We start from the raw sequence: 17,246 nt of genomic DNA on the forward strand, positions 1-17,246 counted from the left end.
TCCGTCAATATTCACTATAATTTGTAGTGACCTTAAGGTATATTACCTCTACATGGTATTTTAAAGACGTTGAGAGGCAAATGATTTCCTAGTGTCTTTTTATCTGTAATTAAAAGGTAATCCCTTCTGGTTTTGAGGAACTAACCTTGAAAACACTGAAGGAGCTTTGGGCGCTTCCGTGAAGGAGTTACGATAATGAGTTTAGAACGTTTGAAAAATGATTTAGAACAAATGAACATAACATATGTAATTGTAGAAGTACCTTCAAGTGATGAGCAGACTTATAGATTAAGTGATAATTCACCCGCGAACGTTGGTCCTGATGGGCGAATCTTCGTCATGGAGAGACTTAACGAGGAAGAAAAAATAGAAGCGATTGCGCATGAATTAGGACATATATTTTACAGGCACTCTGGTCAAGTTTCTTTAGATAATTATGAAGACCAACATAATCTCCCGCTAGAAATTAACAATACCATCTCACATCGATCTATTATCGATTTGTTAATGACCCGATATGAGATCGCTAGTACAGCTCACATTTCCCGAAGAATAACGTTGCTGGAAGAGTCAGAGGAGTATCTAATTAATTTGGAAGAGGCTCTTTTAAAGAAAGAGATTGATTACATTGATTATAATTATTATCTCGCGATGTTTGGAGTATATTTATTAGATATCGAGAAGTGTCTCGCTGATCGGCAAGATCAGGTGAATTCAGTTGTAAGGACTAATCCCAGATTAAGTTTTATTTTAGATACTGCTAGAATTCATTTATTTGATGTAGCCGAGAACCTTCCTGAGTCGGAACAAAGAAATAGAATAGAGAATTTTCTAGTAGCACTCGGATTTAATATTCAAGACTTCTCATATTGTAACTGAATATTAATCGCGCATCGTAAGGTAGATAAACTTAAACCGACATATTGTGTATGTAACGTACAGGTGGACTAATTTAGCTGCTATCGCAGTTACGGACTTCATCATCATCTTCCGGTCCTTACCTGTAATAGTACTTTCATCGTCACGCTTTAGGGTAAGGTCTACAAATAAAGTTTGCCTAAAACTTGAAAGTCTGCCCATAGCTTAAAAGTTTATCTAAGTCGAGCGAGATTTGGGGGTTCACTCCTGTATTTCCTCGGCTTATTCTGTTTGAACAAAGAACTGTTAAAAATCATGCTTAGAAACATTAACTAAACTGAGAGGGAAAACCATAATGTTTGTCGAATTCAACAGACGTATTCCAATGTATTTCATATTTTACATTGGAAAATGGGACCTGAGGTTCAGTCTTTATAGTTAGTTATTAGCTTGATCTCAGTTGGGCGGATTGACAAAGAGGGAGGGGATTTTCTTGGAACACGCACATAATGGTCGATTTAAAGAGGCCCTGCAGACTTGCAGAGAAACTGCAAAAGAAGCAAATAAAGAAAGTCTATTGTTTGCCAATGGGGTCAAGTATCAGGTCAAGGAACTCACTCGGAATGTTCGAGTTCAAACTGATGAATTATTTCGAGATAAGGATGCGGAAAACTTTAGTTTTTTTCCTGTATTGAATGGAATTGTACATAAATTAGAAAAGCAAACTTCGGAAAGTATGCAAGACCTCAGTCACTCTATTGAGGTCAAAAAGAAGCATCTAAATGATTTCACCGTAGCTTTGTTCGGGCGAACAAAAGCAGGTAAAAGTACCATTCGTGAAGCTTTGACTTGTGGCGATGGAGTGACGATAGGCAAGGGAGCACAAAGAACGACCCGGGATGTACAAGAGTATAATTGGAACGGGCTTCGCCTTCTTGATGTTCCGGGCTTCGAAGCCTTCAAGGGTGATGATGATACAGCCAAAGCACATGACATCATTGATCAATCTGATTTTATCTTGTTTCTGGCATCGGATGATTCCATTCAACCTGGAGAGTTTGACCATATGGCGAGGCTACAGGAGATTAACAAGCCATTTATGATTTTGCTTAATGTAAAATACAATATTAACAATGAAGTGGAACTAAAGCGATTCCTTCGTATGCCCCATAAAATTTTCGATAAAGAACGTCTTGATGAGCACCAAAAGCACATCCGAGCGTACGTGAAGCAACACATGAATATTCCTCAGGTCAAAATCGTGAATATTCATGCGGATGCTGGGTTCAAGAGCACTCTGCCGGAGTATGCGGCACACGCTAATGATCTGTGGAGACTGAGCAATTTCGATGAAGTTCATAATGCGATTAGTGCTGAGGTTCAAAAGCGAGGGAAGCAAAGGAGACTTCTCACGTTTTACGACAGTGCGATCTATTTTGCAGATACCTTGGAGAAGATGATGCTTGAAGAGCAGCGCTCAATCCGAACCCAAGCAAAGTTCATGCTTAACAAAAAGAAGGAATTAATGTCCTTTTTTGACGGATTTGCATCGGATAGTAAGCATCAGATTATTACCGTTTGCAAAAAACATTTTGATCGGATCAAACAATGGATTCCAGGATTTATTGATACCAATTTGGCTTCTCCTGATGTTGATAAGCTGCTTACTGCTAGGCTGAAGGCAGAGCAGGATGAGTTGAAGTCCAAGATGGTGGGAGAACTTCAAAGAATTGTGAGAGAACTTCAAGAAAAATTAACGGAGTTCACGAAGCAATATCAATTCGACCTGGAGCTATTAGAGACTGATACGGCAGAAATGGGAGGCCTTCAAAAAGGGCAAATCGGGCGTGTTGTCAAATGGGGTGGCGTTATTGCAGGAGGGGTATCGGCAGGGGCGTTTATTCTTGCTAATGTCGGGGTTGCAAATTTTTGGAATCCGGTAGGCTGGATCGCAATGGGAGTTAGTGTAGCTGCAGGTTTATTCAGTTGGTTGTTCGGGGGTTGGGAAGAAAAGAAGTGGCGTAAAGCAAAACATGATGCAAAAGAGCAGCTAACAGCGATGATTGACGATACCCATAAAAAGGCTGTTGAAGCCTATTTGCAGTGGTTTGATCGACAAATTATCCGTAAGGGTAAAAGAGAGATGTTAGATCAGGTATCTACTTATATTAGTGGACTCTTTGGAATTGCAGATGTGTTGAAAGCATTTGCGTCGGAAATAAGATTGAGAAAGACGAACATGAATAAGAAGCTATTTGCAAAGCTGCTTAGCTTCGAAGGGGTAAATTGCACAGAGTTGCAGATTATTGCTCTTTCTAGAGAGCAAGGCCGCGCCACGAAAATCATGGTTCCTAATGGTTGGCAGATGGCAGGTAGCATCAAAACAAATTTAGATTCTATTTGTGGTGAACAAGTTCATCTATTTAGTGATGGTTCCAACACGAAGGAACGGGTGTGCCGCGCTCTATATCCCGCTGATATAACTCCGGACATGATCAAGCTCAGCAAAGCTACTGAGGGCAAGCAAAATGAAGCCACGATTACCGTTCCTTCAACGGAGAAGGGGAAATTGATAGGCAAACAGGGAATCAACATTCGATTGGCTAGCGAGATCACTGGAATCAGGCTTAAGATTTCCTAGAGGCACCTAGTCATTCTAATTTCCAAACAACAAATTACTATATGCGGAAGGAGTGGTAACTATGTCTTTTCAATTTCATACTTTGGCAAAGGAAATTCAAGAGTTTTATGATCATGCCTTCGAGCTACTAAAGAACGGAGACGAAAGTGCGGAGAATAAACCTCTTCTACTGCAACTAGAACAGTTTATGGAAGAGTACGAGAGCCAAACCCATCTTACCATTTCTTTTGTTGGCCAATATAACGCAGGAAAATCGACCACAATAGCTGCTTTAACAGGAGCTTCGTTCAAACGTAAGGAAGTGGTGGAATCGGAAGTTGGTTCTAAAACCGTCATGGTGTATGAGGCAGGCAATAAAGACATCAAGATCGGGGCCCAAATTCTTACGGATCGAACAGAGCGGTATTTGTGGGACGAATTGCTACTCATCGATACACCCGGAATTTTTGCTGGGCGCAACGATCACGATGAAGTAACCCTGGATCAGATTTCAAAATCCGATTTGCTGGTGTTTGTTGTTTCTAACGAACTGTTTAACCCTCAAGGAGGAGTTTTCTTCCGCAAATTAGCGTTCGAACTACAGCGTCAAGGTCAAATGATTCTAGTCGTTAATAAGATGGTACGCGAATCTGGAAGTCCCGTGACGTTAACGAAATCTTTACTTAAAGTGATGGAGCCTGCCCACCCGGATGATTTTTATACATGCTTCATCGATTCCGATTCGTATTTGGCAGCTCAAGCAGAAGAAGATGAAGAGGAGAAAGAGTATTTAGTTGATAAGTCGAATTTTGCTCAATTGTGGAATAGGCTACAGGAACTATCGGATAAGAACAGATATACGGCCAAGCTGGCCACACCTTTAAATCGTCTAATCGATATCTTGGACCAGGCTTACAACCTAGCTGTAACGGAAACCCCTTTAAGCCGAAACATGATGGAGTTACTCCGTCGCAAAAAACTTATTTTGCGTTCCTCAGAGGGGAGGCTTACCAACCAATACAAAGCTGAACTTAGCTCTCTTGACCATGAGGTGCTAATGGAAGGGGAGACGGTCGCAGCACTTGTAGACGGTCAGCATACGTCAGAAGAAATCAACAAGGCTATAAAAAACTCGGAGCGAAATATTGAACTGAAATCCAAGGAGTCGTTGGATGCTATATCCAAGATTATTGAAGGAGAAATGAGCAGACTCGAAATAGAACTTGATCAGCTAAGTAACTCCGAACTAGGATCTATTGTAAGAAGGCAGATTCAGGCTGAATTAGTTGAGAATAAGCATACCATTAACGAACGCGAAGTTGATGGCGGGAACTCTTTAAAATGGTTGAGTAAGGGACCCCAAGCTCTAGAAAAGTTGGGTGGTATGGCAACTAAGGTCTCCAAGGATACAGTATATAACTTAGTAAAGATGTTCGGCGGGAAATTTAAACCATGGGGCGCTACAAAATTGACTAAATTCATTAATAAACTTGGCCCGGTGTTGTCTATTATAGGTGTGATGCTTGATGTATTCCTGACTCTCAAAGGTGAAAAAGACGAGGAGGACCAGGCGATAAAGCTTAGGGGGGCACGAACTGAGATTCGGCGAGAATACCGGATAGTTGCTCAAGAAATGAGGAACGAATATGAAATGGGTATTGCTAAGGAATTAAGTAGCTTTTACGATACGGAGCTTGAAGTGATCGAAACAATTCGCAAGGAAATTGCTGAAAGCGAGAACCGGAAGGCATCTTTGACATCTGGCATTGAACTGTTGATGAAGAAGGCAAAGGCAAAATTAAGAACCGTAAAATAGTAAGGGCGAGTGCTTAAAGGCCATAAAATAGTATGCTTCCGAGCATTCGCGGTGTCCTGACATTTGGTAGTAGTGGGAACGGATTGGGGACGAAAGCCATCATTTTGGAGCTAACTTCAACCAAATAGAACCACTCACGATTAGAGAAAAACCATATAAATCAAGGTTTTAGTCGACCTGGACAACCGGGAATCAACTTGCCAATGTTCCCGCATACGGGGCATGTTGAAGTCGTTTGTTCCTTGATTTATATGGATTCTGAGTGATGGATGAAGAGGTATGGGAACGCTGAGTTTCGCGTCCCCATATACTTAGCAATTTTTTTGTGAGTGCAATGATGTTTTGATGAGATCTGTTACACTTTAATAAGTGAGGTAATGCTAATGGAACAGCAACAGGAAGTTTATTTTAATGCTCTATCCGTGAGTAGATCAGAGAGTGCGAAAGCCCTTGAGGGATTCGCATTGCGTGGGGTAAAGAACAGTGTGGTTGAGAAATATTCTGATCAAGCGCACTTTATTTACGAGCTACTTCAAAACGCTGATGACGCTAAAGCAACATCAGCTCGCTTCGAGTTGTTCAAAGACAAACTTATATTCGTCCATAATGGGACACGCCGATTTACGGTCTCAGACCCTGCCACAGAAGCCCAAGACCTTGAGAACAGGGTGTTGGGTGACATAAATTCTATAACCGCTGTCGGTGGTTCCAATAAAACGGATGAAGCAACCATTGGAAAGTTTGGTGTAGGGTTTAAGGCGGTATTTCAATACACTGCTACACCGCAAATTTATGACCCTAATATCTTTTTCAAAATCGAACGGTTCATAGTACCGATCTGTCTAGAAGCCGATTACGATGGAAGAAAAAATGGTGAAACCCTGTTTGTCTTCCCGTTTGACCACGAAAAGCGTAGTGTTGAAGATGCCTATTCCGATATTTCGGAAAAACTGCGCTCGCTTGATTACCCGCTTCTTTTTCTGTCTAACCTTAAGGATATATCATTTGAGATATCCGGCATTTTGGGCTTATATGGGAAGACCGTTGAGGAAATACATAACATTGATAATACTATCGCCGAGTTTGTAAGCCTCACCCAAAATGACGGAGAGAACCGCGACGACCTCTACGACGATAAGTTATGGTTGTTCTCCCGTGATAATGATAAAGGGCATACGTACTCTGTCGGCTTCTTTGTTGATGCACAAGGACATCTGATGCCAAAGACACATTACGCTTTTTGCTTCTTTCCAACAAAGGAAGTTACCGGGTTGAATTTTATACTTCATGCTCCGTTTCTGCTTACCGACAGCCGTGAGGGAATAAGAGCAGGTGTTCAGCATAATATTGACATGATTGCTTTGCTTTCAAACTTGGCAGCAGACAGTCTTCTATATCTCACGGAAATCGGGCAGAAAATAAAGGTGCCACTGATTGACGATAATATTCTCGACATTGTGCCATATGATGAGAGTGGCTTTGTTGATGTTAACAGCAAGAAGACAATATCGTTTAAACCTTTCTATACTGCAATTAAAGAAGCGTTTAGATGCACGGCAATCATTCCGAGTTTAGACGGATATGTAGCTGCCGGGGATGCATATTGGGCATTTGTACCTCAAATTGCCGAGTTATTTTCAAATCTTCAACTAGCTCTGTTAAGTAAAAATGAGACGGCTAAGTGGGTGTTCACATCTTTCGGACGTCAGGACACTCGCCGTAAAAATGAAGCACTCACTGATTATATTGATTCAATAACCGAAGTCTGGTTAGATGAAGGGAAAATACTCAAAGGTTGGAAGGTCGATTCTGGAACTTCTTATGATGGAATCACACCTGAGTTCATAGAGTCACAACCGATTGAGTGGCTACATCTTTTCTATAAATGGATTGCAGAGACGAAGGGCAGAACAGAGCTGATTCTAACAAAACCGATTTTTCTCAATGAGGACGGAAAAGCAGTTGCTGCTTTTGACGTTAAGAAGCAAGCCATATTGTTTCTACCAACTGAAGGCGACAGTGATTACGCGACCATCAATAATTCTTTGTTGCATAATGAGGAAACGCTTGCGTTCATAAAGCAACTTGGTATCAGTGAGCCTTCTTTACGGGACGAGATATACAACATTATTCTGCCTGAATACAAGAAAGGGGGTGACATTGGTACCAGACCTCATTTCAAAAAGTTCTTCCGATATTATCAGGTGTGTTCTCAGGCGGAGGCAAAGTCTATTCTATCCTTAATTAAGGAATATAGTTTTGTTTTGTATAAGTCCAAATACGACGAAACTCAGTATCGCGGAATAGCGGAGGGACTTTATTTCCCATTTGAACCTTTGCAGCAATGGTTTCAACCAAAGTCGGAAACGAAATTCGTTTGTTTTGATGAGTATCTGCAACTTGTCGGCGAAGATAAGAAAGAGGAATTGATCAGTTTTTTGACGGATCTTGGCGTTAAGGATACACCGAGAATTATTTCCTGTGAATTAAGCTTGCAAGAAGCGAATGAAATTAAGACTGATTGGCCACGTTCAACAGGGTATCAAATATGGAAAGAGAACTACATTGATGGTTGCAAAGAATTAGTGGAAATCACTGCTAATGAACGAGACTTTGAGAAATCCTGTTTTGTTTGGACTCAGTTACTTAAATTGGTTGAGTACGGACTTTTAAACGATAACTATTGGTCGCAGGAAAGTGTTTTGTGCGGCAAATACAAATACTACTATTACAGTGAGCGTACTGAAAAATTCGATTCAACCGAAGCTAATCGACTTCGGACTCAACCATGGCTCGCCAATCGCGAAGGAGAATTCCTATCCGCCAATGAACTGACCGTTGAAACTCTTCACCTGCAATATGATTTATCAAGCGACGAAGCGGTCGAACTAATCAGGCTTCTAGGAATCAGGGAAGAAGTTGAAGAGACTGAAGAGGATAAGATTGATATCACCTCTTATGCCGAAACATTAGGCTTGTCAGACGAGGAGCAAAGGCAGGCTCTATTAGAGTATGCCAAGCGCAAAAAAACCGCTGAGGTTTCTGATGCTGAAGAGGAAGATGAGGACTTGCTCGATGATGAACCGGAAGAAACCACACCTGATCCCAGTCCTACAGTTAAACGCGTCGTAAAGGAAATCTTGAAACGGGCAACTTCCGCACAAGGAAGGCGGATTATGCAACAAGATGACGATATTGAGGACGCGCCGATTGATGAAGACGATTATTCAAAGCCGTCTGTCAACATCAGTAAGAAAATTGAAAAAGTTAAGGAACAGGCTGAGCGGGACATTAATGCGATTGCCCGCCTTGAGGATTTAAAGCAGCAGGCGCATGCGGCTGAAAAGTATTCATACGGATGGTTCAAAGTCCTTCTTGAGTTGGAGTCGATCAATAGTGGCGAAAATAATGCAAGCAGCAGAGAGGTTTCCATATCGTTCTCTAAAGTTAAGCTTGAGGAAGGTACATCTAGAACCTTAATCTTAAAGCATCCGAACCGCTATATCCCTCAGTCCATGGAAGACCTTGCGGATATTCCACTTGAATTGCATTTTGAAAATCATCCTATGGTCAAAGTTGCAATTGAAGTTGTGAATGTAAAGTCATACACTTTACGGGTGAAACTGAGGACGAACGCTCAAATAGAAGGGGTTGATTTATCACTCGTCAAAGAAGCAAGAATCGTCGCAAAGAACCCTGTATTCCTACTAGAGGAATTGCGAAAAGCATTCAATAAACTCGGCTTCGAAGACGACTATGATATGAAAGGCAACCTATGCGAAAATATTGAGTTCGTTTTCGGTCCTCCCGGCACAGGGAAAACAACGCATCTGGCGAGAGAGGTTATTCTACCCATTATGAGGGAAGTCGAGAATTTGAAAGTTCTTGTTTTAACTCCAACAAATAAAGCGGCAGATGTCCTTGTACGGCGTATTATGGAAATTAAGGACGCAGATCATAGTTACTGTGACTGGCTTGTTCGTTTTGGAGCAACGAACGACAGCATCATTGAGCAGAGCGGTGTTTTTCGTGACAAGAACTTCGATATTCGTACGTTGTCAAGAAATGTTACTGTCTCGACGATCGCCCGTTTTCCGTACGATTACTTTCTGCCAGACGAAAGCACTAGGCTTCATTTGAGTGAACTAAAGTGGGATTATATTATCATTGACGAAGCATCTATGATTCCATTGGTCAACATCGTTTTCCCGCTTTATAAGAAGACACCTGTGAAATTTATTATTGCGGGAGACCCGTTCCAAATAGAGCCTATCACTAGTGTAGATCTCTGGAAGAATGAAAATATATACACTATGGTGGAACTCAAATCGTTCACCGAACCCACAACGGTACCTCACTCATACAATGTTGAACTCCTGACTACTCAATACAGGAGCATACCAGCAATAGGAGAGGTGTTCAGTCGGTTCGCATATGACGGAGTATTAAAGCACAACCGCACTACTGAAAGTCAACGATCACTGCCTATTGGTGATTTTATTGATATTAAACCTTTAAACATTATCAAGTTCCCTATTAGTAAATATGAGAGTATTTATAGGCCTAAGCAGTTACAAAGCAAAAGCAACTATCAGGTGTATTCGGCTCTATTTGCCTTTGAATTTGTAAAGTATCTATCATCGATTGTCGAACTTATGAAAGATGATAAGATGTTCCGAATTGGGCTAATAGCTCCGTATCGGGCGCAGTCGGACTTGATTGATAAACTGATGGCTGCAACTACCTTGCCGAAAAATATTGATATTCAGGTCGGCACGATACACGGCTTCCAAGGCGACGAGTGTGACATCATCATTGCACTGTTTAACCCTCCCCCGTTCATCTCGACTTCAAAGGAGATGTTTCTCAACAAGATTAACATCATAAACGTCTCCATTAGCCGTGCGAGGGATTACTTGTTTGTGATTATGCCTGATGATAACACAGAAAATGTGGGCAATCTCACTTTGATTAAAAAAGTTGAAAGGCTGTTCAAAGAGCAGCCGGACTGGACTGAACAGCAGTCTCCTGCAATAGAAGAATTGATTTTCGGGAGCAAGAGCTATCTTGAGGATAATTCGTTCTCAACAAGCCATCAGTTAATAAATGTGTATGGGAAGCCTGAAAAACGATATGAGGTTAGAAGCGAAGATAATGCTGTGGATGTTCAAATACATGAATAATGGAAGGTGAAGTAACAAGATGAGTATCAATCATAATAGATACTGTTATGTTTTAAATCGTGAACCAAGTGGTATAATGGTAACAAGGATTTCATTAGTGGCAGGTTAAGAAGCGGATGGGAACCCAACCGCCTATGTTCCCGCACATGACACATTCACCTGAGTAATTCAATGCCCACATTTTGCCCACAAACTCTACCCACACATCTTACTAACACGGATTTATCGAACCAATTTTTCAAGAAAACCGGATAAAATCGTCACAAATAGACTCAAAAAACACATAAAAAAGCCTTTGTCTCATGGGCGGCATGATGTAATTAGCCCCATAAATACCTTAGTATATAAGGGTTTACAGGGTTCTTGAGTGCTCCGTTGTCACAGATTGGTTAGCGTTTATATAATTAGAGGCTTTTCACGAGTTCTCCGAACTTGTGAGAAGCCTCTTTTAAGAGTTTTGGTCACATGCAAATAGACACCTTAGTGAATTCGGGATCTAAAGACCCTTGGATTTTCTAAGGTGTCTTTATATTAAATATTCAATGAAGAGATAGCCTAGGTATTTAAATTGAGTTATCGGATGATGTTTTTACTGTGGACGAATTGAACAAGCTACAAAACGTATTGGCTTCTGAAACTCAGGCTATATGCTTGTTGCCAAGGATGCGTTGTAATCTGTAGGTTAAATTCATAAAAAAAGCGGCGCAGGGAGTATGATATGCTCCCTTATGCCGCTATGTTTCTAGTTATTATATTAGGTTATCTTCTGAATATCCACTCGGTTTAGCTCAGTGAATCTAGTAGTGATTTCACCTGCGGATCAAGATTCAGTGTGTTCAAAATGATCTCAAGCGCTTCTGCGCGAGTGGCATTGCCTTTAGGATCGAATCGATCCTTTCCTTTGCCATTGACGATGCCCACTTGCGCTGCCGTTTGAATTTCGTTCGCTACGTAAGAACGACTCAGATCCGTGAAATGACCTTTGGATGTATCTTTAGTCATCGTATTCAGGTTAGCGATGCTAGATAAAAGAATGACCATTTTTTCACGTGTAATCGTCTTCTCAGGTATGAACGTCCCACCCTCATAGCCTTGGATTACTCCTGCAGCGGCAAGGTTCATAATTACGTCTTTCGCCCAGTGCTTGTCTAGATCGTTAAATGTTACGTTGTTACTGTTGTCAGCTTGGATGTTGAATGCGCGACTTAGCATCGTGGCGAATTCGGCGTGCGTTATATTCCCGTTCGGTCTAAATGTGTCGTCTTCATAGCCGCTAATCAACTGCACCTTCAAGAAGGTATTGATCGTTTGTTTCGCCCAGTGTCCATGAGTATCCGCAAAATCAGTTGTCGTATTAGCAGTATTTGCTGCTGAGACTTGGGCAGCGAGCTTCTCGACCAGGCTAGCGCGATTCACAATGTTACTGTTAAATACTTCAACTACAGGTTGCTGCGTTGGCTTAGGAGTTGGCTCAGGTGTCGGTTCAGGTTCTGGTGAACCTGTAAAGATTGGACTCGATGTGCCTCCGCCGCCAGAAGTTACAGTTGCGGCAAATACATACGACAGCGTAACCGTTTCGCCCGTGTTGCTTGTTACTGTAGCAGCCTTGCCGTTAATCATTCCTGTCGTATGCGTAGCTGCAAAAACATAACCGCTATTCGCCGTTAGCGTCACAGTAGCGGTGTATGCGGTACTCCCTGCGAATGTAACTGCCATTGGACTCCATGTTACAGTGCTTGCCGTGAAGTTCGCTGTGCCAACCGTTGCTGTCGTACTCGGTGCAGCTCCCGTTACTGGGGCAGTGACAGAGATTTCCGCATCCCGCTGCCAATTCGGCAAATGTATACGACAGCGTAACCGCTTCGCCCGTGTTATCAGTCACTGCAGCAGCCTTGCCGTTAATCGTTGTGTCGTAAGCATAGCTGCGAAAACATAACCGCTATTCGCCGTTAGAGTAACAGTAGCCGTGTAGGCCGTACTCCCTGCGAAAGCTTCTTCATCTGGACTCCATGTTACGGTTCTCGCCGTGAAGTTCGCTGTACCAACCGTTGCTGTCGTACTCGGCGTAGCTCCCGTTACAGGGGCAGTGACTGTAATCGGTGCGCTTGTAATAAATTCAATAGAGCGTAATTGGACGTAAGAAAATCCTCTGAATGTGGTAACATCACCGTTAAAACTGCCGCTCCCCGTCATCGTGCTAGGCGCACTATTGGTGGTATTCGTCCAATATGCGTATGATCCACTGACACTAAGCGAATCCAAACGACCAATAGAGCCACTCACGATTCCTGCGCCACCATCACTACCAGTTGCTTTAATATCGCCACCAGTTATCGTAATCGTACCACCAGTACTCCATTTGCCGCCTCCGATCCCTGCGCTACCCTCATGCCCAGAGGCTCTAATGTCCCAGATCCAGTAGATTGTGCATAAATCGTCAAGAGGTTGTTATTAGAAACATCAATTCCTTGAGGTGCCTCTACATCACTGCCATCCTCAAGGATAATATGAACATCGCCCGTTATGTTAATCCTATTAGATAAGCTCCATGCACCACTAAACAAATACCAGCCGCTTGCAAGTGTAGAGTTATTCAAATCAGATGCATCATGGATGACCGCTACATTCTCGTTTGTTTGTAGATCGCCATTCTGGTCTAGATACGTTACCCCCGTATTCGCCGATACTGTCGATGTTCCCGCCGGAAGAAGTGAAACAACCAATGCGGCAATGAGTAACATCCGAACGAACGACATCCATCCTCTTACCTGTCTTCTCGAACTAAACCGCCATGCTTGTGTCTTGATGCCTCTGCCTCTCATTTCAAACACCCTCCATCTAAAAAATAGTAACGATTAATAATTTCTTTTCATAGCTTCTTCCTAAAATATGTAGAATTATATCATTTTAATTATCATGAGTTTATCATAGAAAACGATCTCATCAAGGAAATATAAAGAAAACTTTAAATTTCATGGTTTGGGGGAGGAGAGTCCTGATCTTTGCTGGTCGCTAGAGGTACATGGCAAGCGTAATCTTAAAGTTTTCGTTATATGGGAGGTGGTTCTTCCCTACATTGCAAGTTAATATTGATCGGTCGTTTAACATTCCAGATGGTGTTGACCCGAATAATGGTGAAAAAATGGATGTAAGTCACTTATCTGATGATACAGGGAATTCTAATAGCTCTGTATTTGATGCAATCAGAACAGCTATCTAGTCCAATATTTTTTGTTAGTGAGAATTAGAGAAACAACGAGCGAAGTATTATCACTTATTAAATGAGACTAGAGGTGAAAATTCCAAATGGTATAATTGGTTTAGATGACTCTCAACAAATGGCTGAGAAGTTAAACGTGTTACTAGATCAAGCAGAGCAAATAGCAAGAACTGGTTTGGCAAAATGTGACGGACATTCAGAGAGACTGGTATACTTAATGACTTTCAGATATCCCAATATTACAGCAGTACAGGCCGCGGAACATGTTGATATTGCAGCTTCAACAGCAAGAAGAACTTTGAATGCCTTAGCTGAAAAAGAACTGGTAATAAAGATCCAGCACAAAAAAGAAATGTCGAATATTTTAACTATGATGTATTAGGTTTATTCGATAAATAATAATAAAAATACACAACTGAATTGAGGAGGGAAATGATTTTGAGAAAGGGTACGAAGTGGGTATTATGGATTCTGGGCTTGATGCTCGCTGCAGTTTTCATCAACTTCTATATGAATCTATATAGCTTTGCTTATGCGCTGATTACCGTGCTTTTACTTGCCTTTATGGGGTGGGGATTCTTAGCAAAGTTAAAAAACGACGTTCGTCAGCATGAAGATTATCATCGAAGAGAACATCAATCTGCGATCGATGACATCGATAGATACACCAGGTAGAATTCAACGAACGTATCATATTTAGCAGATAGCATCGATGATACGTTATAAGCAACTTGCACTGAAATGATTTATGGCTCCCTAAAGTGTACCCTTTGTAAAGGACATTTTGAAAAAAACCTAGGCAACTTGTTGAATCTGCTGTCTGTATTTTACAGGCGGCAGCTTTTTTAAGTTCCATTGCCCTCGATAGTGATTGTAATACGTCATGTAACTTTTAATTTCACGTTTCACTTCTTCTAATGTTTCGCATTCTTTTATATTTGTTTCATCCTTAAAATGCCCAAAGAACGATTCTTGGGGGCATTATCCCAACAGTTTCCTCGGCGTGACATCGATTGACGTAATCTCATTTTCTTTACTAAGGTTTGGAATTGTGGGCTCGTATAATGAAAGCCTTGATCAGAATGAATTAGGACATCCTTTGTTAAATGCCGGTGCTTCTTCAATTGATGGAGCGTGTTCAATGCAATGTCTATGCTTAACGAGGAAGATACTTCATACGCTAAAATTTCATATGTCTCTGCGTCTTTAATGGTAGATAAGTACGCGCATTTACTACCGTTGTACGTTAAATAGGTGATGTCCGTTAATAACACCTTTCCAGCTTGTCCTGACTTGAAATTACGCTGTAATTCATTTGGACATGTACGATGCTCTTACGTTGGCCTTTGCCATTTTACGGGCTGGATTAGCTTTTCGAATGGGACAGATGATCTTAAATTTCTTCATAATTCGGCGAATACGCTTTAAGTTGTACGTCACTTTGTATTGATTTTCTAAGGTCATTTTGATTTGACGTGCTCCTTTGTTTCGCCCCCGAAAATGATACGCTTTGTAGATCATTTTCTTTACATGCTCATCTACTTCGTCTTTATTTACACGCTTTTGCACTGATTTTTCACTGAAGTAATTGTAATAACCTGAACGTGATACTTCCATGACGTCGCATAAATAGCTCACCAACCGCTTTAATTTGTACGTTTTAATCGTCTGATGAATGAATTCAAACTTTAGTTCTGTTGCCACTTTGACTTCTTTTTCTTCATCTGCCTTTCGAGTAGATCTAGCTTTTTTAGTAACTCATTCTCCGCTTGTAGTAATCGGTTTTTTGCTTCTAATCGTTTAATTTTTTCCTCTAATGTTAATTCACGTTTTGATGGGCGGCCTGAATTCGTTTTGCGTGTATCTTGTAAGCCTTCTACACCTGCGTCACCTACGAAGCACGCCAACGTTCCCGGCAGAACGGATCCGGTCTAAACCAATACATTCGACATCTAAGCCGGCTTCTTCAAAAATTTCACGAGGAATTTTACCTTGTTCATGAAATGGCGCTTAAATTCATCGGTATACGTAATCGCCTTTTCACTAACAGCCATTACATTTGGATTCCGTTCTAGCTGTTCTTGTTCTTTCTTCGTCAGTAATCTTTTCGTCATCACATTTCCGCTCCAACATCTTTTTTTTCATTATAAACAAAATACCCTATAAGCTGGACTTTTTTCAAGTGTCCAGCTTATAGGGTACATTTTACCCAAGAGGGAGTCTTTTTTATGTTAATTTTTTTGAGGAATTAATAGTGATGTTTTCTACTCTTGCTAAATAGACAGTAGTTAAGTAAAATTAACGTATGAACAAGTGATCATATATTAATATAGAACAATATTGGGGATGATACATATGTACGATGTATTGGTTATCGGAGCTGGGCAAGCAGGCTTGGCGGCAGGTTACTATCTTCAACAGTCGGGGTTAACTTTTTTAATCGTTGACGCTGCCTCAACTGTTGGGGAATCTTGGCGTAAACGGTACGATTCCTTGCGTCTTTTTACCCCACGAATGTATGATGGCTTACCGGGAATGCCTCTTAGTGGTAATAAAAATAGCTTGCCAAGCAAAGATGAAATTGCAGATTATTTGGAAAGTTACGCCAAGCAAATGCATCTTCCTATAAAGTTAAACTGTTTAATCTCCCGTCTCTCGAAGCAAGATGAGATGTACTATGTTGAAACTAATGATGGAATGATTGAAGCGCGCAATATTATCGTTGCGACGGGGCCTTTCCAGACCAAAAATGTTCCTCATTTTGCGAAAGCATTATCCGAGCATGTGATCCAGCTTCACTCATCAGAATATAAAAATATCTCTCAATTGCTTCCTGGAACAACAGTAGTTGTAGGCGGAGGGAATTCAGGTGCCCAAATCGCCGTAGAGTTGACATCAGATGATAAACAAACCGTATACATATCCATAGCTCGAAATATTACCTTTAGGCCTTTGCATATTATGAGACGAAGTATATTCTGGTATTTTGAAAAGCTCGGAATATTACGTGCAAGTGCAGATCGTATGGTTGGAAAATGGTTGAGAAATCAGCCTGAGTACGTATATGGCTATGAGTTAAAAGAATTGATGACCCAGGGAAAAGTTAACCTGCGCCCACGTGCCATTAATGCAATAGATGACCGCATCCTATATGAGGATGGTAGTGAGACACGAATAGACAATATTATCTGGGCGACTGGGTTTAAGCGAAATGATAGTTGGACCGATATCAATACTACTTTTGATGCCCAAGGTGTAATTATACACGAGAGAGGCGTATCACCGGTTGCTGGATTGTACTTTGTAGGGCTACCTTGGCAAACATCACGAGGTTCAGCATTGTTGGGATGGGTCAAGTACGATGCTCAGAGAATCGTTAGTCATATCAAAGGTAAGTCACATTAAACTATATAAATTGAACTAATCATTTACACGATAACGGAGAGGACAGAAAAAACCTGAAAAAGCAAAGCGTTCGCCTTTATCCCCGGATTTTCCCCTTCGGAAAAGGAATCAAAAAAATCTGGGGATAACAGCGATTGGAAGGTT

Annotated in this window: 10 protein-coding genes and 1 pseudogene; 7 read left to right on the top strand and 4 right to left on the bottom strand. The window is 41.3% G+C overall.

Annotated features, from left to right (window positions below):
• Window positions 1-195 precede the first annotated feature (195 nt).
• From MKY66_RS06760 to MKY66_RS06775, 4 genes are all read left to right on the top strand, one after another.
• The gene (locus tag MKY66_RS06760) at window positions 196-879 is read left to right on the top strand and encodes an ImmA/IrrE family metallo-endopeptidase (protein WP_076209637.1); all 684 of its coding nucleotides are present in this window, start codon (window positions 196-198) and stop codon (window positions 877-879) included.
• A 472-nt stretch (window positions 880-1,351) separates the two neighbouring features.
• Entirely contained in the window at window positions 1,352-3,499 is a 2,148-nt protein-coding gene (locus MKY66_RS06765; RefSeq protein ID WP_076209638.1) for a GTPase, read from the top strand.
• Window positions 3,500-3,560: 61 nt separating this feature from the next.
• Window positions 3,561-5,294, top strand: coding sequence for a GTPase (locus MKY66_RS06770; RefSeq protein ID WP_076209639.1), 1,734 nt, complete (start codon window positions 3,561-3,563; stop codon window positions 5,292-5,294).
• 383 nt (window positions 5,295-5,677) lie between these two features.
• Entirely contained in the window at window positions 5,678-10,477 is a 4,800-nt protein-coding gene (locus MKY66_RS06775) for an AAA domain-containing protein (RefSeq protein ID WP_076209640.1), read from the top strand.
• A 783-nt stretch (window positions 10,478-11,260) separates the two neighbouring features.
• Here MKY66_RS06775 and MKY66_RS06780 read toward each other — a convergent pair.
• The 3 genes from MKY66_RS06780 to MKY66_RS06790 are packed head-to-tail and all read right to left on the bottom strand — an operon-like array spanning window position 11,261 to window position 13,299.
• On the bottom strand, window positions 11,261-12,316 hold the full coding sequence (locus tag MKY66_RS06780) for an S-layer homology domain-containing protein (RefSeq protein WP_143760281.1): 1,056 nt from the start codon (window positions 12,314-12,316) through the stop codon (window positions 11,261-11,263).
• Window positions 12,317-12,355: 39 nt separating this feature from the next.
• Entirely contained in the window at window positions 12,356-12,760 is a 405-nt protein-coding gene (locus MKY66_RS06785) for a hypothetical protein (RefSeq protein ID WP_076209642.1), read from the bottom strand.
• Between the two features lie 47 nt (window positions 12,761-12,807).
• Complete coding sequence (locus tag MKY66_RS06790; RefSeq protein ID WP_076209643.1) at window positions 12,808-13,299, bottom strand: hypothetical protein; 492 nt, start codon at window positions 13,297-13,299, stop codon at window positions 12,808-12,810.
• A gap of 471 nt (window positions 13,300-13,770) precedes the next feature.
• On the opposite strand from MKY66_RS06790, the gene MKY66_RS06795 reads away from it, so the two are divergent.
• Window positions 13,771-14,079, top strand: a complete 309-nt coding sequence (locus tag MKY66_RS06795) for a hypothetical protein (RefSeq protein WP_076209644.1) — start codon at window positions 13,771-13,773, stop codon at window positions 14,077-14,079.
• Window positions 14,080-14,129: 50 nt separating this feature from the next.
• A complete protein-coding gene (locus MKY66_RS06800) occupies window positions 14,130-14,372 on the top strand; it encodes a hypothetical protein (RefSeq protein WP_256704151.1) in 243 nt (80 codons plus the stop codon).
• A gap of 120 nt (window positions 14,373-14,492) precedes the next feature.
• Here the strand turns inward: MKY66_RS06800 and MKY66_RS06805 are convergent.
• Window positions 14,493-15,811 (bottom strand): annotated as a pseudogene (locus MKY66_RS06805) (IS3 family transposase).
• Window positions 15,812-16,043: 232 nt separating this feature from the next.
• Between MKY66_RS06805 and MKY66_RS06810 the strand changes: the two are divergent.
• A complete protein-coding gene (locus MKY66_RS06810; protein ID WP_076209646.1) occupies window positions 16,044-17,102 on the top strand; it encodes an NAD(P)/FAD-dependent oxidoreductase in 1,059 nt (352 codons plus the stop codon).
• Window positions 17,103-17,246 lie beyond the last annotated feature (144 nt).

Origin of the sequence: Paenibacillus sp. FSL R5-0766 (assembly GCF_037971845.1) — a bacterium.
Taxonomy (GTDB): Bacteria; Bacillota; Bacilli; order Paenibacillales; family Paenibacillaceae; genus Paenibacillus.

Coding starts and splice junctions, on each gene's coding strand:
- MKY66_RS06800 (WP_256704151.1), top strand. CDS start 14,130: ATGATTTTGAGAAAGGGTACGAAGTGGGTATTATGGATTCTGGGCTTG.
- MKY66_RS06790 (WP_076209643.1), bottom strand. CDS start 13,299: ATGAGAGGCAGAGGCATCAAGACACAAGCATGGCGGTTTAGTTCGAGA.
- MKY66_RS06770 (WP_076209639.1), top strand. CDS start 3,561: ATGTCTTTTCAATTTCATACTTTGGCAAAGGAAATTCAAGAGTTTTAT.
- MKY66_RS06775 (WP_076209640.1), top strand. CDS start 5,678: ATGGAACAGCAACAGGAAGTTTATTTTAATGCTCTATCCGTGAGTAGA.
- MKY66_RS06810 (WP_076209646.1), top strand. CDS start 16,044: ATGATACATATGTACGATGTATTGGTTATCGGAGCTGGGCAAGCAGGC.
- MKY66_RS06760 (WP_076209637.1), top strand. CDS start 196: ATGAGTTTAGAACGTTTGAAAAATGATTTAGAACAAATGAACATAACA.